The organism is Arthrobacter sp. Sr24 (assembly GCF_054511175.1).
Window position 1 is genome coordinate 122,872 of record NZ_JBTNDB010000002.1, and the last position, 24,698, is coordinate 147,569.

16 protein-coding genes are annotated in these 24,698 nt (G+C 59.2%); 11 read left to right on the forward strand and 5 right to left on the reverse strand.

Going from position 1 to position 24,698, the window contains the following annotated elements; all coding sequences use genetic code 11:
- Window positions 1–45: 45 nt before the first annotated feature.
- The 4 genes from ACX80D_RS02570 to secA all read left to right on the forward strand — a co-directional run bounded on the left by ACX80D_RS02570 (window position 46) and on the right by secA (window position 5,987).
- Complete coding sequence (locus ACX80D_RS02570; RefSeq protein WP_459321016.1) at window positions 46–1,002, forward strand: ComF family protein; 957 nt, start codon at window positions 46–48, stop codon at window positions 1,000–1,002.
- Window positions 1,003–1,145: 143 nt separating this feature from the next.
- On the forward strand, window positions 1,146–1,841 hold the full coding sequence (gene hpf / locus ACX80D_RS02575) for a ribosome hibernation-promoting factor, HPF/YfiA family (protein ID WP_459321017.1): 696 nt from the start codon (window positions 1,146–1,148) through the stop codon (window positions 1,839–1,841).
- Window positions 1,842–1,891: 50 nt separating this feature from the next.
- A complete protein-coding gene (locus tag ACX80D_RS02580) occupies window positions 1,892–3,118 on the forward strand; it encodes a winged helix-turn-helix domain-containing protein (RefSeq protein WP_459321018.1) in 1,227 nt (408 codons plus the stop codon).
- Between the two features lie 76 nt (window positions 3,119–3,194).
- Window positions 3,195–5,987 carry a preprotein translocase subunit SecA gene (gene secA, locus ACX80D_RS02585; RefSeq protein ID WP_459321019.1) on the forward strand — a complete coding sequence of 931 codons (2,793 nt, stop codon included), beginning with the start codon at window positions 3,195–3,197 and terminating at the stop codon, window positions 5,985–5,987.
- A 151-nt stretch (window positions 5,988–6,138) separates the two neighbouring features.
- Here secA and ACX80D_RS02590 read toward each other — a convergent pair whose 3' ends face one another.
- Window positions 6,139–6,786 carry an Rv3235 family protein gene (locus ACX80D_RS02590; RefSeq protein WP_459321020.1) on the reverse strand — a complete coding sequence of 216 codons (648 nt, stop codon included), beginning with the start codon at window positions 6,784–6,786 and terminating at the stop codon, window positions 6,139–6,141.
- A gap of 89 nt (window positions 6,787–6,875) precedes the next feature.
- On the reverse strand, window positions 6,876–7,664 hold the full coding sequence (locus ACX80D_RS02595) for a LysM peptidoglycan-binding domain-containing protein (protein WP_459321022.1): 789 nt from the start codon (window positions 7,662–7,664) through the stop codon (window positions 6,876–6,878).
- A gap of 162 nt (window positions 7,665–7,826) precedes the next feature.
- Here ACX80D_RS02595 and ACX80D_RS02600 point away from each other — a divergent pair, with 162 nt between their 5' ends.
- Window positions 7,827–8,402: a hypothetical protein gene (locus ACX80D_RS02600; RefSeq protein WP_459321023.1), complete on the forward strand. Its 576-nt coding sequence runs from the start codon at window positions 7,827–7,829 to the stop codon at window positions 8,400–8,402.
- 85 nt (window positions 8,403–8,487) lie between these two features.
- Here the strand turns inward: ACX80D_RS02600 and ACX80D_RS02605 are convergent, their stop codons facing one another.
- A complete protein-coding gene (locus ACX80D_RS02605; RefSeq protein ID WP_459321024.1) occupies window positions 8,488–8,706 on the reverse strand; it encodes a helix-turn-helix domain-containing protein in 219 nt (72 codons plus the stop codon).
- 196 nt (window positions 8,707–8,902) lie between these two features.
- On the opposite strand from ACX80D_RS02605, the gene ACX80D_RS02610 reads away from it, so the two are divergent.
- The 4 genes from ACX80D_RS02610 to ACX80D_RS02625 all read left to right on the forward strand — a co-directional run bounded on the left by ACX80D_RS02610 (window position 8,903) and on the right by ACX80D_RS02625 (window position 17,712).
- Window positions 8,903–9,544 (forward strand): SAF domain-containing protein, encoded by a 642-nt coding sequence (locus ACX80D_RS02610; protein WP_459321025.1) that lies wholly within the window; start codon window positions 8,903–8,905, stop codon window positions 9,542–9,544.
- Complete coding sequence (locus tag ACX80D_RS02615; RefSeq protein WP_459321026.1) at window positions 9,541–11,175, forward strand: AAA family ATPase; 1,635 nt, start codon at window positions 9,541–9,543, stop codon at window positions 11,173–11,175. The genes ACX80D_RS02610 and ACX80D_RS02615 overlap by 4 nt, the downstream gene beginning before the upstream one ends.
- A 97-nt stretch (window positions 11,176–11,272) precedes the next feature.
- Window positions 11,273–16,114, forward strand: coding sequence for an NAD-glutamate dehydrogenase (locus tag ACX80D_RS02620; protein ID WP_459321143.1), 4,842 nt, complete (start codon window positions 11,273–11,275; stop codon window positions 16,112–16,114).
- Window positions 16,115–16,233: 119 nt separating this feature from the next.
- A complete protein-coding gene (locus ACX80D_RS02625; RefSeq protein WP_459321028.1) occupies window positions 16,234–17,712 on the forward strand; it encodes a sensor histidine kinase in 1,479 nt (492 codons plus the stop codon).
- Between the two features lie 242 nt (window positions 17,713–17,954).
- Here ACX80D_RS02625 and ACX80D_RS02630 read toward each other — a convergent pair whose 3' ends face one another.
- Window positions 17,955–18,203 carry a WhiB family transcriptional regulator gene (locus tag ACX80D_RS02630; RefSeq protein WP_038469266.1) on the reverse strand — a complete coding sequence of 83 codons (249 nt, stop codon included), beginning with the start codon at window positions 18,201–18,203 and terminating at the stop codon, window positions 17,955–17,957.
- A gap of 233 nt (window positions 18,204–18,436) precedes the next feature.
- On the opposite strand from ACX80D_RS02630, the gene ACX80D_RS02635 reads away from it, so the two are divergent.
- Window positions 18,437–18,946 carry a hypothetical protein gene (locus ACX80D_RS02635; protein WP_459321029.1) on the forward strand — a complete coding sequence of 170 codons (510 nt, stop codon included), beginning with the start codon at window positions 18,437–18,439 and terminating at the stop codon, window positions 18,944–18,946.
- 59 nt (window positions 18,947–19,005) lie between these two features.
- Here ACX80D_RS02635 and ACX80D_RS02640 read toward each other — a convergent pair whose 3' ends face one another.
- Window positions 19,006–23,181, reverse strand: coding sequence for an FtsK/SpoIIIE domain-containing protein (locus ACX80D_RS02640; protein WP_459321030.1), 4,176 nt, complete (start codon window positions 23,179–23,181; stop codon window positions 19,006–19,008).
- A gap of 260 nt (window positions 23,182–23,441) precedes the next feature.
- On the opposite strand from ACX80D_RS02640, the gene glf reads away from it, so the two are divergent.
- Entirely contained in the window at window positions 23,442–24,626 is a 1,185-nt protein-coding gene (gene glf / locus ACX80D_RS02645) for a UDP-galactopyranose mutase (protein ID WP_459321032.1), read from the forward strand.
- Window positions 24,627–24,698: the final 72 nt, after the last annotated feature.

Below are 24,698 nucleotides of genomic sequence, written 5' to 3' on the forward strand. Positions count from 1 at the left end.
CTGCCGGTCAGGGTTGTTTCCTCCACAGCCCCAGTAGTCATTGTCTTGGACACAATCGGCGCCCAAGGCCAGCATCTGCCTCGGCTGCGGGTGCATGCTGGGGACATGGATGGAACAGCTCACCGGCATAGAGGCGCGGCGCGTACTCCGTGGCTGCGGATGTATTTCTGGTGCGAGGCGGCTTGGCGAGACTTCCTCTACTTGGTGCTTCCGGCCGATTGTGTGGTGTGTGGGGCCGAGGACCAATCGCTGTGCCCCGAGTGCGCCGCGGCCCTGCGCAGACAGACAGCATCGCCTTTTCGGGCTGAACACAGTGCCGATGCGTTGATGAGTGTCTCAGGGCATCCGTTGTTGCCGGTTATCGCGGCGGGAGAGTACCGAGATGCATTGTCGCAAGCCATCTTGGCGTTCAAAAACCATGGACGAACGGAAGTTGGTCCGCAATTGTCCCGCTGCCTGGCCCGTGCGCTGGACGCCACAGCCACACCATCCACAACAGCCTCGGTGGCCGCTCTGCCCACGCTCTCCGCTCTGCCCACGCTCATTGTGGTACCCATCCCCAGCACCGGCACCGGCTGGCGACGCCGTGGCTACGACCCGGTAGCACTGCTCCTGAGGACTCTGGTCCGGGAGGGGCGGTTGCCCTCCGGTATGGAAATAGTGCCCGTGTTGCGGATCAAAGCCAGACTGCCGTGGCATCGTCGGCACCAGAAAGGACTAGGCAGAGCAGCGAGAAGGAGGAATATCCGTAACACTATGAAAATCAAGCAGAAATTTCTGCACAATTTTCGGCTCAAAGCGAAGCCATCTCGCCAAAATATTATTGACGTTGTCTTAGCCGATGATGTCCTGACCACTGGCTCCACCCTTCGCGAAGCGGCCAAAACGTTGGAATTATCGGGGTTTCGAGTCCGGGGTGCCGTGGTTCTTGCGGCAGCTAGAGCCCCCTCCGGAACCTCGGATGATGATCGTGAAGAAGGACGCGCGGAAAACAATTTATGAGCAAAAGATGAATAAACCCATGCAGTGAACTAACGTAAGTGAACGGGTACCTCTTTCAAGAGGAAACCGCCCGTCGGCGGTCTGGAGACAGCACCGAATATGCTAGCCGGCCGCCGTGTCACCGAAGATATTTGGAGGGCACCATGGAGTTCATGATCACCGGTCGCAACTTGAGTGTTTCGGACCGATTCCGCGAATACGCAGGCGAAAAGCTCACGAAGATCGAACAGCTGGCCACTAAGGTCCAGCGTGTCGATGTGAAGGTTTCCAAGGAGAGCAAGGCCCGCACAGCCGACACCCCACTCACAGTTGAGTTGACGGTTGTGGGTCGCGGTCCGGTCATTCGCGCGGAAGCTGCCGCTTCGGACAAGTTCGCTGCTTTTGATCTGGCTTACGGAAAGCTGCTCGAGCGTCTCCGCCGTGCCAAGGACAAGAAAAAGGTCCATCACGGTCGGCACGCTCCTCTCGCAGTGAACGAAGCCACCGGGTCATTGCCTCCCGTCAGCAGTTCTGAGCCCATCTACGCTCAGACCGCCCCGGAGGTTGTCGAAGAGAAGTCGCCTTACGACATTGAGAATGACATCCCTGCCGGAGACTCGCCTGTGCTGATCCGGCGCAAGGTCTTCCCGGCCACGGCCTTGTCCTTGGACGACGCCGTTGACAACATGGAGATGGTGGGACACGATTTCTACCTCTTCGTCGATTCAGCAACCGGCATCCCCTCGGTTGTTTACCGTCGCAAGGGTTGGACCTACGGCGTTATCTCACTGGATGACAATGCCGAGATGGTCGAAGAAATCTCGGCCTACCGTTCGCCGGATGAGCCGGTCCGCGTCTAACCCAGACCGGAGTTCCAACATTTCGCACTAAGCCCAAGGAGCAACACACGATGCGTGCAAGCCTGAGCCTTTCTCAGGCACGCCGTATCGCACTGAAAGCCCAAGGATTTGCAACCGTTCGGCCCACCCAACCCGTCACAGCGCGGATGGTGGGCCGGACTTTTGCCCAAATACAGCTCGTGCAGATCGACTCCGTCAACGTTCTCTCACGCAGCCACTACCTACCGTTCTTTTCCAGACTGGGCCCTTATCCTCATTCTGTCGTTGACGGTTTAGCAGGGACGGCGCCGCGCAAGCTCATGGAGTATTGGGCTCATGAGGCCAGCTTTATTCGGCCCACACATTTTCACGACCTGCGGCAATGGCAGCACCGGAGTTGGGCTGGCTCGGGCGATATGGATCCGCATGTACGCGATGCTCTCGAAGAGGAAATCATTTCCGTTTTGACGCACAGCGCAGCGCTGACCGCACGGGAAATAGGGGAGCGGATTGGCCATCAGGAAGTCACCGACCGCAGCCAATGGGGATGGAACTGGAACGCTGTCAAACGCACGGTAGAAGGGCTTTTTGAGCGTGGAATAGTCGGGGCGGCCTCACGCAATGAAACGTTTGAACGACGTTACGCGTTGATCGAGAAGATCTTGCCAGCCAGTGAGCGCGGATTGATGGCGCCAGGGGAGAACATGCCGGAGGCTGACAGGGAAGCAGCCCTACTCCGCCTCATCTCTGCGGCGGCCAGCGCTCACGGAATCGGAACGCTGCGATGCTTTGCCGATTACTTCAGGCTTCCGGTCAAGGCGGTGGCGCAGGGTATAGGACAGTTAGTGGATGCTGGGGAGCTCGAACCGGTCACGGTAAACGGTTGGCCGGAACCAATATATCTGCACGCTACGGCTACCATTCCTCGCACGGCTACAGCAAGCGCGCTGCTGAGTCCTTTCGATTCGTTAGTCTTTGAGCGCCGGCGCTTGGAAAGACTCTTCAATTTCCATTATCGGCTGGAGATCTACACTCCTGAGCCGCGGCGGAAGTATGGATATTACGTTTTGCCGTTTCTGCTAGGCGAGAAAATTGTGGCCAGGGTGGATTTGAAAGCCGACAGGCAAGCTGGTGTTCTTCGAGTGCGCGGCGCCTATGCTGAAGCGCAAGCGCCCAAAGATACCGCACTACATCTGGCAACGGAGCTGGAACAGATGGCGAAATGGCTAGGGTTAGGGGCCGTCGTCGTGCATGACCAGGGCGACCTCTCAGGGAAACTGCAGGGCGCACTGCCATGATTGGCGGTGGTCTGTACGTCTTCTCACGTAGACTGAACACGCCACTTTTAGGCAGCAATAGATTGGGAGCAATTTCGTGCCATCACTTCTTGAGCGGGTACTTCGCACAGGCGATCGCAAGACGCTTAAACGACTCAATGTCCTAGCGGACGCCATTGATTCGCTGGAGGACTCTTTCCAGACCTTCACCGACGCTGAGCTGCGCGAGGAAACAGACAAGCTCAAGCTCCGCCACGAAGATGGTGAATCGCTCGATGATCTGCTGCCGGAAGCCTTCGCCGCAGTGCGTGAAGCTTCTTCGCGCACACTAGGTCTGCGCCACTTCCGCGTCCAGATGATGGGTGGTGCCGCCCTCCACCTGGGCAACATTGCCGAAATGAAGACCGGTGAAGGTAAGACCCTGGTGGCTACGGCCCCGGCGTACCTTAACGCGCTCACCGGCAAGGGTGTTCACGTGGTCACGGTGAACGATTACTTGGCGCAGTACCAGTCAGATCTGATGGGCCGTGTTTTCAGGTTCCTAGGTATGAGCAGTGGTTGCATTGTGTCCAATCAGGATCCCTCGGTGCGCCGCGCCCAGTACGCTGCCGACATCACGTACGGCACCAATAACGAATTTGGTTTTGATTACCTGCGCGACAACATGGCATGGAGCCAAGAGGAGTTGGTCCAGCGCGGCCATAACTTTGCCATTGTCGATGAGGTTGACTCCATCCTCATCGATGAAGCACGTACGCCGTTGATCATTTCCGGTCCGGCCTCAGGCGACGCCAACCGCTGGTACGGCGAGTTCGCCAAGGTAGTTCAGCGTCTGAAGATTGACGACGACTACGAGGTTGACGAGAAGAAGCGCACCGTCGGTGTTCTCGAAGATGGCATCGAAAAAGTCGAGGATTACCTCGGCATCACCAACCTGTACGAGTCTGCCAATACGCCCCTGATCGGGTTCCTGAACAACGCCATCAAGGCCAAGGAACTCTTCAAGCGCGACAAGGACTACGTCATTATGGACGGCGAAGTCCTGATCGTTGACGAGCACACCGGCCGTATCCTAGCCGGACGCCGCTACAACGAAGGCATGCACCAGGCCATTGAAGCCAAAGAAGGTGTGGAGATCAAGGCTGAGAACCAGACCTTGGCCACCGTGACCTTGCAGAACTACTTCCGCCTGTATGAGAAGCTCTCCGGCATGACCGGTACTGCCGAGACTGAGGCATCGGAATTCATGGGCACCTACTCGTTGGGTGTTGTGCCGATCCCCACGAACAAGACCATGCAGCGCGTGGATCAGGCTGACCTTGTTTACAAGAACGAGGTTGTAAAGTTCGACGCCGTTGTGGCAGATATTGCCGAACGCCACGCAACCGGTCAGCCGGTTCTGGTTGGTACCACCAGCGTTGAGAAGAGCGAATACCTCTCCAAGAAATTGGCTGAGGCAGGCGTCAAGCACGAGGTCCTGAACGCTAAGAACCACGCCCGTGAAGCCGCGATCGTGGCCCAAGCTGGCCGCCGTGGCGCCGTCACCGTTGCCACCAACATGGCTGGCCGAGGCACTGACATCATGCTCGGCGGTAACGCAGAGTTCAACGCAGTGTCCGAGTTGAAGGCCCGTGGCTTGGATCCGGAAGAAAACGCCGAAGAGTATGAGGCGGCCTGGGATGAGGCATTCGAGGAAGCCAAACTGGCTGTCAAGGATGAGCATGAGGCTGTTCTGGAAGCCGGTGGACTGTATGTTTTGGGCACCGAGCGCCACGAATCCCGCCGCATCGACAACCAGCTGCGAGGCCGTTCCGGCCGTCAGGGCGACCCCGGTGAGTCACGCTTCTACCTGTCACTGACAGATGATTTGATGCGCCTGTTCAACTCCGGTGCAGCCGAACGGCTCATGTCAAGATCCTCCATGCCGGATGATGTGGCGTTGGAATCCAAGCTGGTTTCCAAGGCCATCGCTTCTGCACAGGGTCAGGTTGAGGGCCGCAACGCCGAGCAGCGCAAGAACGTTTTGAAGTACGACGACGTCCTGAACCGTCAGCGTGAAGCCATCTACGGCGACCGCCGTCGAATCCTCGAAGGTGGCGACCTGCACGAAAAAGTTCAGCACTTCTTGGAAGACACCGTCAACGAGATCATCGAGGCTTCGCTGAGCAACGTCCATGCTGGTGAGTATGATTTCACCACGCTCTGGAGCAACCTGCGCACCATCTACCCCGTCACTGTGACGGTGGATGAAATTGCGCAGGAGGTGGGCGGCGAAGGACGAATCACTCCGGAACACCTCAAGACGGAGCTGCTCTCAGATGCACGCGTTGCATACCAGGAGCGCGAAAGTGCTCTCGGTTCAGAAACCATGCGTGAGCTGGAACGCCGCGTTGTGCTTTCTGTAGTGGGCCGGAAATGGCAAGAGCACCTCTACGAGATGGACTACCTCAAGGAAGGAATCGGTCTGCGGGCCATGGCCCAGCGCGATCCCCTCGTGGAGTACCAGCGTGAAGGTTACGAGATGTTCCTGTCCATGATGGCAGCCATCCGGGAAGAAAGCATCGGCTTCCTGTTCAACTTGGAAGTTCAGGTTGAGAACGCTCCGGCTGCCGCCGTAGGTGTTGTGGCAGATGCACCTGCCAATCTCATGCAACGAGTCGGCGGTGGTGCAGCGAATGCAGGGCACGATCATGACCATGATCATCCGCATGTAGCTCCGCGCATCACGGCCCCGGGTCTAGAAGCACCGGCTCGTCCGGCTCAGCTGCAGTTCACGGCGCCGGATGCTCAAGGTGAAGCTGAAACTCATGTTGAGCGTCGTAGCACCGGTGGTCTGCCGCCGTCGGCTAAGCGTCCGGCTACTAAGAACAAGAAGAAGAAAAAGCGCTGATTCGCTTCTGATTCCACTCTTTTGTGAGTGAGAACGCCGCCGTCTGGCGGAATGGCCACAGAATTTTCTGTGGTGATTCCGGCGGGCGGCGCTTCTTTGTCTCCGGCTGCCTAATGGTTCGGTGGTCTGAACCTTGGACGGCAACGCCCGGTCAACCGATGCGTAGTGCCGTGACTTTCCACATGCCCTTGGATAGTTCTAGGCGCATCGCGATGGCGCGGAATCTGGTCCTGTCGGCAACCACCACTGCGGTCTCAAAGATGCCCGGTTCCACAGCGAAGCAGTGAACTGAGTGCACCCGCGGCTGCCTGTGCAGGAGTCGGACATTGTCTGGGTGTCCTTCGCGGCTACGGTGGCGGTCCTGTTCTCGGCAGGCCTGGGCATAGAGACGTGCGCGGGTTGTCAGTGAGCTTAGGCACCGGACGTCGAGCCAGCGGGCCAGTTGCTGCACGGAGCGAGCACCGTTGATGATTTCCAAGGCGCTTTGGGCCACCTTGCAGGACATGTTGCTGACCACCGCCCGTTCTGCCGCTTCCGGGTCTAGACTCACCACTGTTCCTGCAGTGCCAGCTGATTCAACTGTGCCAAGGGTCCCAGCAGTGTCAGCCGTGCCTCCGGTACGTTTGCCTGGTGCCGCCGAATCCCGAGTGTTCCTCTGGGCCTGGCCGGCACGGGTACCTCGGGGAAAGAGTTTCACCAGATTATCCGGTGCCGCAGCGACGCCGCCGGTGAAGGCAACGGCTTTGACTGCAAGCAAGGTGGTTGGTGCGGTGGTTTCGGAGATGGCTGCTGTATTCACGGTGTGCTCCTTTGCACTGAGTTGGTACCGGCAGGGCTGGGGATTGGCTACCGGCAGTCTTTCCATGCTGTTTTTTGCTGCCGGGAGAGTTAGTAGCTGCTTGGGGCATGTAGAACTTGGCCGGGAAGAATCAGGTTCGGGTCGGCCCCAATGATGGTGCGGTTGGTGCTGTACCACTGCGGCCAGGCGAGGGCGACGTCCACGTCGCTGGAGTACGGGCCTAAGGCTTCGGCCACGATGCCCCAGAGGGTGTCACCGCTTTTGACCACAACATCACCAGTCTCCGGGTGGAAGGTTTCCGCAGTTCCAGAGTCGCTATGACCCGGATCGTTTCGTGGAGGTTGGCGGATCAGCAGATCAGGTTCAACCTCGGGAGTATTGGGCACCCATAGGGGATCTACCGGCGGGGCAGATACCAGTGGATTCTGAATGACCATGCCTTCCGTGGCTGCGGATCCAATAGAGGTGGACGGGGCCGTGGCGAAGATTTGTGCTTGCCTGAGTGGGTCTACGCTGGGACCTTGCGCTGCTCCAGCCAAGGGAGCAGTGAGCAAGTTGATGCCCACCACTGCGGCAACAACTCGTCGCATGAAAGCCGGCGATAATCCTGCTGTCACTGCTGAGAGGCGGGAGGCTCCGAGCTTGTGCGCCACAGCGGACAGGAAAGCGCAGAGAAGGGCGAAACACCACCAAGACAACAGAGCAATGCCAATGCCTGCCCCGGCTACGCCCAGTAGTTCGGGTAGATCAAGGGACATTGCCTGGGGGCGCCCGCTCCAGTGAAGCCGCAGCAAAGAAAAGCCACTGAAGATCAATGCTCCACCCAGGAAAACGATGGCCGCCGTCATGGCCAGATCCGCCCGTGTTTGTGATTTCACGAGAACTCTCCTTTGAGTCTTTGCTCCCATTTGACACCGTTTAATATCTATTGACGTTGTTTAATTCATTTTGACCCCTTAATGCTCCGCTGTCCAGAGTCTGTGCAGAGGTTGTGGATAGCTAGGGTTGACTGCCCTCCCGCCTCCGTTTACCGTGTGCCCATGAGGTGGGAACTTCTTTTCGGTGACATGGAAGCGCAATGGCACGCCTCGACGCAGCAAGATTTCGAGCAGTACGTCAATGAACTGGCTCGTATTGAAGCGTCCCAATTGACTCTTGCGGAGGCGTTGCGGGGTGCCTGTGGACAGCAGCTCTCGGCGGTCACGTGTACAGGATCGGCCGTCCACGGAGAACTTCTAAGAGTAGAAGGAACGTGGGCGCTACTGCACGAAGGGAACAGCTCGATCATCTTGCCACTGGCAAAAATTGTGCGGATTCACGGTTTGGGGATGGCGCGGCGGGAGTCCGTCAGCACGCTGAACTATTCGCTGGCAGCCGCCTTGCGGTTGTTGGCCAGGAACAGATCGGCGGTAGTTCTTGAACTTGACGCCGCAGCCCAAGCAGGCTCCAGTGCGGTGCGCATGAGGGGAGTCTTGGATCAGGTGGGGGCGGACTATATTCAGCTCATGCAACTGGCCGATGGGGTGGGGCGGGACCCCGGAAACCGGCAAGGCTCAGTGGTCATTCCGATGGGACGAATAGTGTCCATTGCCTCGTCGCAGGAGAATGAGTTCTGAACCAGCGCTGCGGTGGGTGCCGCCAAACAAATCGACAGCCACGCTGGCACGCTGGTCGAGAAGGCCGCGGTCAGTTGGTGTGCGGTCAGCCAGCACTCGTGGGGTTTTCGGCGGCCAACATGGTCCGGGCCGCCGCGTGCCGATCATCAATAAACTGTTCAAACTTCGCTTCGTCTACCCGCCATTGTCCGCGCCCACCAATTTGGAAGGCGGGCAGTTCGCCGCTGTGCACCAGCGCGTAGCAAGCGGCGGCTGAGATCTGCAGTTGTTCGGCTACATCGGCCAACGTCAAGAATCTGGGCATACCTTCATTATCCCCCCGTTAAGCCCCTTTGGCGAGGTTCGTCCGTGTTATCCACAGTGTCGGTAGAGCAAGAGTTCTCCACAGATTTAGCCGGTTTCCCACAAACCCCTTTCAACCTTGGTCAATCAACGGTACAAATAGGAGAGGGCAGCGCGGCTCGCACAGCTGCTGGCAGGGTCCTGAAAGGGGCGGAGCTATGGCGATGGAGACGTCCGGACCGGCGCCACGGTTGAGTAAGCCCTCATGGAAGGATCCGAGGCTGCTCATTGGTATTTTATTGGTTCTGGCCTCGGTGGCTGGTGTGGTGGCCTTGGTAGGCAACGCAGAGCGAACAGTTCCCATGTACGCAGCCAGAGACGCGCTCGTGGTGGGTCAAAAGATCACTGCGGATTCCTTCACCATTGTGCAGGTCCAGCTCGGAGACGTCGATGGAAAGTATCTAGATCCCGCCGATGAGTTAGAAACAAATGCCGTCGCCATTCGCATGGTTCCCAAGGGTGAGCTGGTCTCCCGCACCAGCATTGGCCGGATCGACGTGCTGGACCGCAAGCCGGCCCCTATCACCATTACCGAGCCGCTTCCCAAAGAAGTGGTGGTGGGTGCTTACGTTGATGTCTGGGTGGCGCTACCAGATGACCGGAACGGTTTCCTTGAGCCGGTTCTGATGCTGCCCGGAGCCGAAGTCGCCTCGTTGAGTTCGGCAACAGGATCATTGGGTGCGAGTCAGAATATGGCGCTCATGGTGCTAGTAACCGACGCTCAGATGCCAAAGTTTCTCGGCGCAGTGGCCAACAAAGCCAAGGTCTCGGTGGTGTGGAATCCCGGAGCGGCTCCATGAACCCAGGAGAGGGCAACACCGCGAACGCAATGAGTGCAGCGAACCCAGTGACGGTGGTTGCCGTGGGGGACACCCCATCCGGCGTGATTGCTAAACTGGCTGAGGCGACCGGGAGCGTGGCGATTGTGCGCCGGTGTCCCGAGCTTGCCGAACTTCTGGCCGCTTGTCAGAACGGACTGGCTCAGGCGGCCGTGGTGGCTAGTGGGGTCGAGGATTTGAGTGCGACGTTGGTGGATCGTTTGGCTGCTGTCGGCGTCTGTGTTGTGGCCATTGCCGCCACAGAGACCGACGCGCAGCGACTGCGAGGTTTGGGAGCAGTCGCTGTCACGGAGCAGGCAACCCCGGAGATGCTGAGCCAGGTTGTTGCGTCCGCGGTGCAGTCCCGCCGCTGGCGTGATGCTGCCGGATACGCTGTGCCCACTGGCTCCGATGCCCGTGCCGCATCCGGTGGGAAAGCTCTCAAAGACACCTCCGACGACGTGTTCCCGACTTCCGCAGCCGCCGCGGGTGTCGGGGTCTCCCACCAAGCCGCTGCTGCGGACGGCGCCAACCGTTTTGCCGCGGCAGCTGAGGGCGAATCGGATGCCACGGCGAGCGAGCTATCCCCCAGCAGAATGGAACTACCCGCGAAGGGCGTCCCGGCTGGTTTGTGGGCCCGGACCAGGCGGCGCTTTGATCACCGAGCTGACGCAGCCCAGAAGCGAAGCTCCGGCACCAAAGCAGCCACGGGCGTCTCTCAGTCCAAAACCCAATCATCAGCCCCCGTTTCGGAAAAGAACTCGGCCAACAGCACCTTGGTGGCACTGTGGGGTCCCATCGGATCGCCCGGGCGGACTACCGTGGCCATCAACCTGGCGGCTGAACAGGCCGCGGCCGGCAGAAGCGTGATGGTGATCGACGCTGATAGTTACGGCTCGAGCATTGCTGCTGCGTTGGGATTGTTAGAAGAATCGGCGTCGTTTGCACAGGCTTGCCGGGCGGCTGATCAGGGCTCCCTCTCGGCGGCACAATTCTCGGCCATCACCACGAAGGTGGTGTTTTCGGGCGGAACATTTTCACTGCTGACGGGCCTGACCAGGGCAGACCGCTGGCCGGAGTTGCGGGCGGCAGCTGTTGCCAGAGTGTTGCAGCGGGCACGGGAAGCGGCCCAGCTGGTGGTGGTTGATTGTGGCTTCTCACTGGAGAACGATGAAGAGCTCAGCTACGACACCATCGCCCCGCGGCGCAACGCAGCAACACTGGCCGTTCTAACCGAGGCAGACATTATTTATGCAGTGGGCAGCGGAGACCCGGTGGGCATTCCACGCCTGATCCGAGGAATGAATGAGCTTCAGGATGCCTTCCCCGCCAACCGGGTGGAAGTGGTGGTGAACAAGGTTCGCCGCAAGGCCGCCGGACGAGCTCCGGAGAAGGCCTTGGCTCAGGCTTGGGAACGGTTCGGGCCGTCCCTGCCCATTGCTCATTTCCTGCCGTGGGATTCGGATTTATGTGACCGCGCGCTGTTAGAAGGGCGCCTCTTGTTGGAGATTGCACCGGACGCACCGCTGCGCAAGGCCATCCGCGGGATCGATTGTGCAGCTGTCCAACAGAACTCACAAATTGCTGTAGCAAGCGCCACAGCAAAGCTCTAGAATCAGGGATAGGCTCAGTTCAGGACCGCAAAGAAGCGGTCTTTTCTCTTTGACGGAGGGCTATTCATTGTCATCGCACACATTCACTCACGATCCCGTGCAGGAGCAACCACGGTTCGGCGGGCAGTCATTCTTCAATGACTACTTTGTGCAATTGTCGGTAGAGGACGCAGATCTCTACGACCCTGCGGTGCTCAAAGCCCGGGCCCTGCTCCACCAACAGGTGGCAACAATCCGAACCCCGGGACAATCCACGGTGGACATCCGTGATGAACGCGACGCCAGCATTGTTTACATCGTTTCCGAAGACATGCCGTTTTTGGTTGACTCCGTCAGTGCCGAATTGGTGCGCCAAGAACTGGCCATTCACCTGGTGACACACCCCGTATTTGTGATCTCGCGTGACAAGAAATCCAACGCCCTGAGCGCCGTCACCAAGGTCCCCACCCACGCAGGCATCGCCAGCGGGGACACCTCAGCCATGCCTAACATCGCGCACCTGCTCGGCGACGGGGACAACACCTCCTTCTTGGAGTCATGGATAGCCATTGAAATCCCGAAGATCGACGACGATGCCAAGTTAGCGCTCTACGCCGGCCTTGCCAAGGTGCTCGGCAATGTGCGCGCCGCCGTAGAAGACTGGGCCTCCATGCGCGAGAAGGCGCTGAGCCGGGCCGAGGTTCTGGCGACCGTGCTCGCTGGTGAAGATCTGGTGGACCTGCGTGAAGCCGAAGACCTGTTGCACTGGATGGAAGCTGACAACTTCACGTTCCTGGGCTACCGCGAATACGATCTGGAAAAGCGTGACGGCGAGGACGTGCTGGTCAACAGGGAAGGCAGCGGTTTGGGCCTGCTGCGGGATGGTTCCAGCCACCCCACCGTGCAGCACCTGACCACCACTGGCCGCAAGAAGGCTCGTGAGAAGCGTGTTTTGGTCATCACCAAAGCAAACTCCCGCTCCACCGTTCACCGCGGCGCCTACCTTGATTACATTGGCATTAAGTCCTTTGACTCCCAGGGCAACGTCAATGGCGAACAGCGCTTCATCGGGCTGTTTTCCTCGGCCGTCTACACCGGTTCTGTTCGCAATATCCCGGTGGTCCGGGAAAAGGTTGAGGCCGTGCTGCGGCACTTTGGCTTCCCGCCCAGCTCGCACTCCGGCAAGGACCTCTTCGCTGTGCTGGAGACCTACCCTCGCGACGAGCTGTTCCAAATGGAAGTCTCGGATCTGATTCAGATCTCGGAAGGAATCCTCAGGCTGGCCGAACGCCGTCGTACACGGTTGTTCCTGCGCCCGGACATCTACGGCCGCTTCATGTCGGCGCTGATCTACATCCCGCGTGACCGGTACACCACCGCCGTGCGCCACCGCATTGAGCGCGAACTCATGGATACTTTCAGCGGCGTCTCCATCGACTTTGAGGCGCGTATGAGCGAGTCTTCGCTGGCTCGTCTGTTCTTCCGCATCCGCCTCCCCAAGGCCTACCTGGTCCCGGCCGATCTGCAGACCGTTGAACTCGAGCAGCGACTAGTCCGGGCGGCCCGATCCTGGCCCGAAGGTGTGGCTCAGGTGCTGCGTGAATCCCAGCCGAGGGAAGTCGCGGAGCGGCTGGTACCCAAGTGGTCCGACGCATTCCCGAACAGTTACCGGGTTGATTTCGAGGTAGAGGACGCCCGGGCGGATATTGCCCGTTTTGAGGAATTTGACGCCAGCTACAAGGCGGCCATCGCGGCCGGGAAGTCTCCGGATCAGTGCGCGCCCGGTATGCACGTCTACCAGCCCGCTGGCATTGACGAGCTCGAGGAGGATGCGCGCGTCAAGCTATACATGGCCCACCCGCAAAGCCTGAGCAAGATCCTCCCGTACTTCCATAATCTGGGGTTGGAGGTGCTCGATGAGCGGCCCTTTGAAATTGAAACCGCTGACAAACGTGACTTCTTCCTCTACGATCTGGGCCTGCGGTATCCCGAGGGCGTAGACCCATTGACGACGGCGGATCTACTCACCGAGGCGTTTGGTGCGGCGATCACGGGCTTGAGCGAGTCGGATAACTTTGACCAGTTGGTCTTGCGGGAGGGCATGCACTCGCGCCAGATCGTCATTCTTCGCGCCTATGCCAAATACATGCGGCAGATGGGTAATACCAACTCCTTTGGCTTCATTGCCAACACGCTCCTGCACAATGTTGCGGTGACGCGCGGGTTGGTGGAGCTGTTTGAGGCCCGTTTCGATCCCACTGTTGATGAGCTGGCGCGACCTGCCCTGCAGGAAACGATCCACGCCAAGCTCAACGAGGCGTTGGAAAACGTGCCCACCTTGGATGCTGATCGGGTCCTGCGCACGTTCACTAACCTGGTTGATGCCACGCTGCGAACCAACTATTACCGTGAACGCGATTACCTGAGCCTGAAGCTGGATCCGGGAGCCATTGTTGGCCTCCCCGCGCCGAAGCCCATGTTTGAGATTTGGGTGTACTCCCCGCGTGTTGAAGGGACGCATCTGCGCTTTGGCAAGGTGGCCCGAGGCGGGTTGCGGTGGTCGGACCGGCGTGAGGATTTCCGGACAGAGGTACTGGGCCTGGTCAAGGCACAAACGGTCAAGAACGCCGTCATTGTGCCCACCGGTGCCAAGGGTGGCTTCTTCGCCAAGCAACTCCCCAACCCGGCTCTGGACCGCGGCGCCTGGATGGAGGAAGGCCGGGAAAGCTACAAGACTTTCATTCGCGGCCTGCTCGATGTCACCGACAATCTGGTGGCCACAGCTGATGGCGAAGTAGTAGCGCCGCCGGAGAACGTGGTCCGCCACGATAGCGACGATACCTACTTGGTGGTGGCAGCGGACAAGGGCACCGCGTCGTTCTCCGACACGGCCAACGCCATCTCGGCCGAATACGATTTCTGGCTCGGTGACGCTTTCGCTTCCGGCGGCTCTGTGGGCTATGACCATAAGGTGATGGGCATCACGGCCCGAGGTGCGTGGGAATCCGTCAAACGGCACTTTAGCGAATTCGGTGTGGACACCCAGACCCAGGAATTCACAGCCGTGGGTGTGGGCGATATGTCCGGAGACGTGTTCGGCAATGGCTTGCTGCGCACCCGCCACGTGCGCCTGGTGGCGGCGTTTGACCACCGAGACATCTTCCTTGACCCCACCCCCGAGGCAGGGCCAGCTTTCGATGAGCGCCAGCGCCTCTACGATCTGCCACGATCCTCCTGGCAGGACTACAACAAGGACCTCATCAGCGCCGGTGGAGGTGTGTTCTCACGCTCGCTGAAGTCCATTCCGATCTCCCCGGAAGTTGTCGTGGCCTTGGGATTGCCGGCAGGAACGGTCAAGCTCAGCCCGCCGGAACTACTTCAGGCAGTGTTGTTGGCGCCCACCGATCTGCTCTATAACGGTGGCATTGGCACGTACATCAAGGCCAGCACGGAAACCAATGCCTCGGTAGGAGACAAAGCCAACGATCCCATTCGTGTTGACGGTGCTGACCTGCGCGTGAAAATCATTGGCGAGGGTGGCAACCTGGGCATGACCCAGCGAGGTCGTGTGGAAGCGGCCCTGCATGGGGTCATCCTGAACACGGACGCCATCGACAACTCGGCCGGCGTGGACTGCTCGGACCATGAAGTCAATATCAAGATCTTCGTGGACCGCATGGTGGCCGCCGGGAAGCTTGACCCAGCCGAACGCACCGAGTTCCTGATGTCCATGACGGATGAAATCGGGCACTTGGTCTTGGAAGACAACATTGAGCAAAACATTTTGCTGCTCAACGATCGGTCCAGGGTGGTTCAGTGGAGCCCCAGCTACGAACGCTTCATGAATTGGCTGGAAGAGCATGCTGATCTGGACCGTGAGCTTGAGGCGCTGCCCAGCAATGCGCAACTGCAGGAACGGTTGGCCTCAGGACAGGGGCTGACCTCTCCGGAACTGGCTGTGTTGCTGGCGTACGCCAAGATGGAGCTGGCCAAGGCCCTGAGCAGCAGCGACTTGGCAGATGATCCGTGGTTCAAGTCAACGCTGCGCAGCTACTTCCCCACAAAGATGACTGAGCGCTTTGATGAAGAGCTGGACACGCACCCGCTGCGGCGGGAAATCATTGCCACGGTAGTGGCTAATGACATGGTGAACTTAGGCGGCATCACCTTCGCCTTCCGCGCCATGGAGGAATCCTCGGCTGGCGAAGTGGTGGTCGCTAAGGCGTTTGTGGCCCTGCATGAAATCTTTGATTTCAAGACCATGTCCACCATGCTGCAAGAACTGCCGCCGAGCTTCCCCACAGAACAGTGGAGTGCCGTCCACCAGGACATGCGCCGTCTCCTTGACCGTGCCGTGCGCTGGCTGGTCAATGATGGGATTGGGCAGCAGAGCATTGCCGAAGTAGTGAACCGCTTCCAACCGGTGGTCAGTAGCTTGGCGCACCGCATGGGTGAGTTCTTCCAAGGTGTGGACGTGGATCGGGTTGAAGCTTCGTACAACCGCGCCTCATCCTTTGAGATGCCGATGGCACTGGGCCACCGCTGGGCGGAACTCTTTGAGACCTTCCCGTTGCTGGATGTGGCCAAGGTCAGCGAAGCACTCGGTGAGCCGCAGGAGACTGTGGCTAGCGTCTACTACGCCATCTACAACCGCTACGGTGTGGACGCCCTCTTGGAACGCATCACCGCGTTGCCTCGTAATGATCGTTGGCAGGCTTTGGCTCGTGCCGCTCTGCGTGATGACCTCTACGCGACCACCGCTGATATGACGCGCAACGTCATGATCAACACCGACCATGACGCCACCACCTTGGCTCGGATTGAAGCTTGGGAAGCGCAAAATGCGGAGCAGCTGGAACGGGCTGTGAAGATGTTTGCCGAGGTGAACCAGCTTGAAGAGGATGATATGGCCTCGTTGTCGGTAGCATTGAGGCTCTTGCGTTCAATTGTGCGGCGTTAACCAGCAGCACATCATCAGAGACGGCTGCCACCGTTTGAATGCAACCGTACTGATGCATTAATTAGCGCGGCGCCCGCTGTTCGCAGCGGGCGCCGCCACCCACGTTTAAAGGAGCCCGCATGGCAATTTTTGCCGACATGATCAGGGAGAATCCCGGGTTGGGCCCGGGCGACGCCGAATGGCTGCACCTTCTGGTGGGGGACTGGCAGATGATTGCCGATCTTTCCTTCGCCGACCTGGTGCTATGGTTCCCGGCTAAAACGGGCGACGGTCATGTGGCGCTGGCCCACGTGCGCCCTTCCACCTCTCACACCATGTTCCACGCGGACTTTGTGGGGGAACAGATCCAGCCCGAACTCGAACCGTTGGTCCAGGCCGCGTGGAAGAGTCAAAATATTGAGCGCTCCCAGGAAACCAAAATTTGGAGTCCTGAAATGGCCATGCGAGTTGAAGCCATTCCTATGGTGCGCAACGGCAGGACCCTGGCTGTTATCACCTCGCACATGGATCTTTCCAGCTCGAGGATGCCCTCCCGGCTGGAACTCACCTACCGGCAGTGCGCCTACGATCTCTTGAAGATGGGCACACTGGGGCTGTGGCCTGACTTTGCTTCTCCTACCGGATCGCGCCGCGGAGCACCGCGTGTGGGAGATGGCCTACTGCGCCTGGATGTGGACGGCATCGTGCAATATGCCAGCCCCAATGGGGTCTCGGCGTTCCGCAGGTTGGGCGATGGTGAGTCACTCGAGGGCCGGTCCCTGGCTGAGGTCACCACAGGGCTACTCAAGGACCGGCGCATGGTTGATGAATCATTGCCGCTGGTGGTGACTGGACGGATGCCGTGGCGTACCGAAATTGAATCTCGGGGCGTCAGCCTGTCATTGCGAGCTATCCCGTTGCGCGATGGTTCAGAACGTTTCGGTGCACTGGTGCTGTGCCGCGATGTGTCGGAGCTGCGCCGCAGGGAGCAAGAGCTGGTGACCAAGGATGCCACCATCCGCGAGATCCACCACCGGGTGAAGAACAACCTGCAGACCGTGGCCGCCTTGCTGCGTATGCAATCGCGCCGCATGCACAGCGAGGAAGGCAAACAGGGCCTGGAGCAGGCCATGCGCCGGGTCGCCACGATTGCTTTGGTGCATGAGACGCTGTCGCAAGGACTGGCTCAGAACGTTGACTTCGATGAGTTGATTGACCGCCAGTTCCGGCTCTCTGCTGAGGTGGCCTCACCGGCCCATCGGGTGCAGACTGAACGCGAAGGTGCTTTTGGCGAATTGCCCAGCGACTTCGCGACGCCCTTGGCTCTGGTGATCAACGAACTAGTTACTAATGCTGTTGAACACGGTCTGCAGGAGCATGGGGGAACTGTCTGGTTGATGGCCCACCGGTTCAAGAACGAGGCAGGGGATGACGCGCTAACCGTGAAAATTGCGGACGACGGCGTGGGGCTACCTGAGGGGAACATCGCCGAGGGCCTGGGGCTGCAAATTGTGCGGACCCTGGTCACCAGTGAATTAGGTGGCACCATCGACTGGTCCCCGCGAGAGGGCGGCGGCACGGTCGTGGAGCTGCAGATGGCACTGATCAGCAGGCACTAAATCGCTGGTCTTGTTTGAGACTGCAGCTCATGCGGTTTGCAGGTTTGAGACTGCAGCTCATGCGATAAAAGTCCGGTGATTGTCGCATTAGCTGCAGTCTGGACTTGGAGGGTGGTGCGGACTGCTGGGTTTAGGGGTAGTAGGTCGAAACTCGGGGTTGGAACCTGGTTAACCCGGAATCCGGTGTTAAAAAACTGACCCGCAGCAACCAATAGATTGCTGCGGGTCAGTTGGAATGATGACTAGCTGGCGCGACGGGCGCGAGCTGCGCGGCGCTTCATAGCGCGACGCTCGTCTTCACTTAGGCCACCCCAAACGCCTGCGTCCTGTCCTGATTCAATAGCCCACTTCAAGCAGGTGTCAATCACGGGGCAGCGACGGCAAACGCTTTTTGCTTCCTCGATCTGCAGCAAGGCCGGCCCGGTGTTTCCCACTGGGAAAAACAGCTCCGGGTCCTTGTCGAGGCAGGCTGCGCGACTACGCCAGTCCATGCTGATCACTCACTCCTTTTAGAACGGGAGGCATCTTGTGAAAATTTTCACGTTAGGCCACATAAGAAAGGGCCCTATCTGGGCCCCTTTAGGTCATTAACTTAAGACTGTCATGTTAACTCTGCGTAAACAAGGGGTTGAGGGCGAAATAATAGCCTATAAGCGTGAGCGATGCGTCACAATGACCTCGAGTTTCGCGGCCACTTTACGGCTATTTCCGATAAGGTGCTGTTGTGCGCAATGATCCCCAAACCCCAGCTGACCTGCCCCGCCCAGAGGACCACAGCGCGGTGAATTCAGCCCTCGGCGGTGGCCTCGAGGGTGGCCCAGCAACCCGCCCCATGGGAGTCTTCGTCATCACCGTGGTGGTGGGGCTGGAAGCGTTGGCACTTGGAATTCTAGGAGTTTGGTCAATCTTTTCCCTGCTGACACAGCCCAGCCATTCCATGGCTAGCTCAATCTTTTTGACTCTGCTCCTCTTGGGAATGGCCGCCGGTTTGGCGGCCGTGGCCGTCAACGCTTTCAAGGGACTTCGCTGGACCCGGTCAGCGGCCTTTGTCTGGCAATTGCTGATGGTGGCTATTGCCGTACCTGCCCTTTTGGAAGGCCAAGTGCTCTTAGGGTTGGTGCTCTTGCTGCCACCGCTTGCTGTGGCCTACTTCTTGTTCACGCCCAAAGTGGTGGATTTTTCGCTGCGGACAACAGCCGAAGGGTCTCACGAGGACGAAGGGAAAGTCCTTTAGCTTCCTGGTTCAGGTTCTCAAGTTCTTACGCAGACAGTCTTGGGAAAGACACCGGTGCTTTAGGTAGGTCTGACGGTAGCGCCGCCCATTAAGGGGAATTGGAACCACTCCCGGCGCAGGGCATCGATCAAGACGGCTCGTCCGGGAGGTTCTGAACCGGCGGTATCTAGCCGGACCCCGAAGAGTTCTCCGTCTGTAACTCGCTGTGGCCGCAGCACCACACCTTGTTGAGCTGTTCGCAAACCCCACTCCAGCGGAAGCCGCGATACTGCAGGACCGGGATAAGGCAGAGCCACAACCAGCACAGCTCCTGCTGCCAACTGTTCGCTGGCCACGCGGAGCAGCTCCGGCGACAGTGCCAGAGGGTTATCGATGAGCAGCACCTTAACGGCCACGTCACGAGAAAAATCTGCTTGGTCATCGCTCAGCCACACAGCATCATTAAGATGAGACAGCATATTTAGAAAGCTCGTCTTCCCGGTTTGCGGACCGCCCAGCACGGGAAACACGGTGCCAGATTCCAGCCGAATGCTCACGGGGTCTTCTCCGTCCCCGCCGATTCCCAGATAGAGCGAAAACCCGGTGCCGCTGCCAGAAGGTGTCTGGGGTAGCACAGCAAGGCGGCTTAGCCCGGCGAGATTGGCGAGCTGCGCCGAGGAAACGGACTGGGCCAAGGGGCTGACCCTCAGCGCCTCCCCAGTATGAGATCGCATCCTCGAATGTCGATGCTTGCCGGATCCCGGCACCGTCGGCACGGACATCCCCAGCTGCGTTACGTGCATGCTATTTGAGGGTTGGTCAGCATCATTATCAGGTGCACTAAAGGGTCCGTCTACAGCGGCGCGGCCGGGCAGCGCGGAAAACTGAGGAAGGCGCGGCCACAGCATGGTGGATTCGGCGGGACTTCCGTGGGTCAAATACAACCTGTTGGGAATCGCGGCCATGAATGTAGCCGTAAGCAACTCTCTGGCGCCACCAACCACCACAACCAGATTCTTTCCCCCAAAACGGATCAACTCCGCAAGGACGTCCTCGGTCTCGTGCCAAGGGCTGGCTCGCAGAGCAGAGATCCAGCATCCCCAATCGGTGATGCACAGCAGTAGAGGGTTCAGGCTGGTTCCTGCGGTTTCCTTCAGTCTCAGGATCAGATGTGCCGCTGCCCGCAGATGCTGGGGTGTCAGGTAACTACCCACCCAAAAGCTAGTAGCGAACTCCTGAAGCGAACCGTCAGCATCGAGCAGATATAGCAAGGTGTCCGTGGAACTTGCAGAGTCGGGCGCTTCCGCAGTGGCGTCCAGGAGTCTGTTCACGATCAGTGCCACAGCGTGGGAAGTCTCCGTGGATGTTCCAAAACATGCTACGTGGGAATGCCGAAGAGGCTGCCAACGCAGAGGTTGCAGACGCTGTCGTTCCGGCAGGTCCATCAGGCCCAGCACTACTGTTCCTTGGCCGCTTGTGAACTCGATCGACGAGTCACACCCCGCATCGTCGGACGGAATGAGCAGTCCGTCGTAGGCGAGCGAGAACTCGGTAGGTAAATCAGCAGCCACCACAGCTGGAGCTGCAATGAGGGCAGGATCTCTGGAGCATGCAAGCGTCCACGCTTGCGTCATCAGCCCTGCGACCCCATCTACCCCGCTGGCTGTCGCCGACTCCTCAGTTCCCGAAAATGAATCAGCGGTGCCGCTTTCGAGTTCTGCCTCATCAGTTCGCTTCACCCGCGGCAGTAGAGCTGCACCAGAGGGAGGCAAACTCAGGACGGCACTTTGAAACTCTTCAGGCGCGCCGCCTGCTCGACTGATGTAGGCGCGGCCCGGTGTATCGACCGCAATGTCGGCAGCAACCGTACTGCCAATAACATCCACGGAATCAAAGCCGGATTGCACCCGCAGGCAAATGGAACTGGTGACGTTAGCGCGAATGTCTGCGTTCACAGCACCTTGAGGCCGTTGTGTGGCCATGACCAGATGAATGCCCAGAGACCGCCCCACCGCAGCAATCCGCATGAGCTCGGCCATGGCATCAGGGAACTGGTCTACCAACACCCGGAATTCATCAATCACTATAACCAGGTGTGCCATAGTGTGACCGCCGACGATGGGTCCCCCAGGATGAGCACGGTAGGAGGCGCTATCGGCGGCGTTGACGGAGGACAGCGCCGTTTCGCGTCGGTGCAGTTCGGCCCGCAGTGAAGCCAACGTTCGCTCCATCCCATGACCACCCAGATCGGTAACCAGTGAACTTTTATGCGGCAGTTTGCCCAAGGTGCCCAGCCCAGCACCACCCTTGAAATCGACGAACACAAACTGCAGATCGGCAGGGGAGTGGGATGCGGCAAGGCTACCTACCAGTGTCCGCAAAAACTCCGACTTCCCGGAGCCCGTAGTTCCACCCACCAGTAGATGGGGACCGTCATGCTGAAAACTGAACAGCGTGTGTCCAGCCAACGATCTTCCAATATGAACCGGAAGCAACGGCCCTCCGGCTGACCGATCCCATGCAGCCGTCAAGGCTGTAGGGCTGCATTGTTCAGCCAGAGGAAGGCAATTCGGCGCCAGAGAACCGTGGGCCTCGTTTCGCTGGGCGGCCGCCGTCCACGCACGACGCCGGGCGTAGTTGGCAAATACTGTGGAGGGGACACCATCGGGCACAAAGTCACGTCCGCCCCATGAGGCAGCGACGCCTGGGCCATCGGCATGAAGTTGGATCAGGTTTTGCGATGAGGTGACAGTCGGACCGAAGCCGGAATCGTCCAGGCGGAAATGGAGCTGTCGGACGTGAGGGCCCAGGATCATCCCCGTGCTGTCTGCATAGCCCACCACGAGCAGCGCGCAAGAAAGGGCAACAGCGCCCTTGTCAACGGGGCGGGACATGCTCGCAAGTATCTGCTGTGCGGCAGTAGATGAGACCGTGAGCCGAGTTTGGGGCAGGAAACGGGCAGACCACGGAAGTCTGCCCGCAGGACCTAACACAACCACTGGGATGGCGGCAGCATCCAATTGCATCAAAATGAAGTTCAGCAGAGCCAGAACTGGCGCCTCGGGACCCACAATAGTGGTGGGCTCCCTGCCTAAAGGAACGGTGAACGGCTGGGAGTGAACACGGGGAGCAGTAAACCCCGGATCGTGTGGCTCTGGAGCAATCTGCGCGGCACGTGATGCAAGCCCAACACGAACGGCAAGCTCCGGTGGAGAAGAAGAACTCTGCACGGAAACGTAGATGGAGGGCTTGAGGCTTGCGTGATCCACCACAAGAGTTGCGGCATCGGGAAAAGTGCGCGCGGCCCGCTCTGTGTCACAGGTAACCGCGCGTGACACCTCGACGCGGAACGCCTTGCGACGTCGACCTCCGCCCATCAGGGGGACCAGCACTGTCACTGCGCCCATGGCTGCAAAGGCTAAAAACATCGGCGAACCCGTAAAGACGGCCAACGCTGTGCCCAATAACAGGGGAAGCAGCCCGGTCAGCAGCATTGCGATGGAAGCTCGGGACGAACCGGATGGATGGGGCACGGCAATAATCTCCGTGGCTGAAAGATTCAACAGGCCAACAGCAGAGGCAGGCACAACGGAGGAAGGCAACGTAACATCGTCGCCGCGCTGCAGGGGGAGTCGTATCTCCAACTTCGAGCTCCCGCAACAGATCCATTGCCCGGCCTCCAACGTCACGGGGCCCTTGATTTCTTGGGCGCTCGCCGTAGGACCATCAGAGCGTTGGTGAAGTAGAAAACCCGATGAGCCCGGTGCCGCCGTCAAAGTGATGAGTGCCGAGCCAACTACCAAGGTTCCGTGGTGCCGGGACAGCGCAGGGTCTGGCAGCTGCAGCCGGCACTTTCCACGGCCCAGACTGTATGTCCCACGCTTCAGCGTGAAAGTAGTTCCAGCGGCAGGGCCTGAAGAAACAACTAAGAGCGCTAAAGCCCCAGCACCTGCCGTATCTACAAGCGAGAGATTTTCGTGTCTCGAAGGGGAAGCGTTTGCCGGCCAAGCAACAACCACTGCTCCGTCGCACAATGGTGCGGTTCCCGGGGTCATAGCGTTCAGCGACTGCCCGGCGACTGTAAAGTCATGGCCGGGCCACTGTAATTCCAGCGCCTGTTCCAGGGAAGAGCCGGACCCGGAGCCGGCGGCGCCTAGCGGCCACACCACGCTCAGCTCCTGCGGAGAAAAGCAGGTGCCCTCCGCAGAAGTCCCAGCCACCAACGTGATTTCCAGCTGCATCACTCCTCCCAACATGCCCCTCCGCCACGCTCAAACCTCGGCTCAAAACCGACTTCTCACCCCGAGCCTAGAAGAGTGGCGCGCAGTGTTGGAGTGCGGTGGGGTGCTTTGTGAAGACGGCAGGCGAATAAAGCCATTGTGGGGGAAGCAACCGCGGGAAGCTGTGAGCATCGCCACGAATGCGGGGCCCTGTGATAACGGTCAGGTAACCTTGGGAGGTAGATCATGGCACTGTTGTGCCCAATACACCGCTATCAAGCACCGCAGGAGAGTTTGTGAACGCTGACCTAGTCGTCGTCGGTTCGGGTTTCTTTGGCCTAACCATTGCAGAACGTGCCGCCACCGAGTTGGGGCTGAAGGTTGCTGTCATCGACCGCCGCCACCACATCGGCGGCAACGCCTACAGCGAGAACGAAGCCCAGACTGGGATCGAAGTTCACCGCTACGGAGCGCACCTGTTCCACACCTCCAACGAGCGTGTGTGGGAGTACGTGAACCGCTTCACCAAGTTCACCAACTACCAGCACAAGGTGTACACCTCCCACAAGGGTGAGGTCTACCAAATGCCTATTAACTTGGGCACCATCAACCAATTCTTCCGTTCCTCCATGGGGCCAGGTGAGGCGCGTGCGCTGATCCAGGAACAGGCCGGCGAGCTCGCCGGAACTGATCCGGCGAACCTCAACGACAAGGGCATCCAGCTCATTGGCCGCCCCCTCTACGAGGCATTCATCAAGCACTACACTGGCAAGCAGTGGCAAACCGATCCTAAGGACCTGCCGGCCGAGATCATTTCCCGCCTGCCTGTCCGCTACAACTATGACAACCGCTACTTCAACGACACCCACGAAGGTCTGCCGGTTGACGGTTACACAGCCTGGATTGAGCGCATGGCGGATCACCCCAACATTGAAGTTGTGCTGAACACCGATTTCTTTGATGACGGCGAGTACTCACGCAAGGCTGTCACCGGCCAGGTCCCGGTCGTCTACACCGGAGCTGTGGACCGCTACTTTGACTACGCCGAGGGCGATCTGTCCTGGCGCACCATCGATCTGGAGCAGGAAGTTCTGCCGATCGAGGACTACCAGGGCTGCGCCGTCATGAACTACCCGGATGAGGAGCAGAAGTTCACGCGCATTCACGAGTTCCGCCACTTCCACCCGGAACGCGAATACACCAAGGACGCCACGGTCATCATGCGTGAATTCTCGCGCTTCGCCGAAAAGGGCGACGAGCCGTACTACCCCGTGAACACCAGCGATGACCGTAGCAAGCTGCTGGCCTACCGTGATCTGGCCCGCGGCGAAAAGGACGTACTGTTCGGTGGCCGTCTGGGCACCTACAAGTACCTCGATATGCACATGGCCATCGGTTCGGCCCTGAACATGTATGACAACAAGATCAAACCGCATTTCACCGGCGGTGCGAAGCTGCAAAGCGGAGGAGTTGACGCGTGAGCGTAACTGAGTCATTGGAAAGTTCGACGGCGGCAGCTGAGTCCCAGCAGTGGCGCACACTCCAGCGGGTCA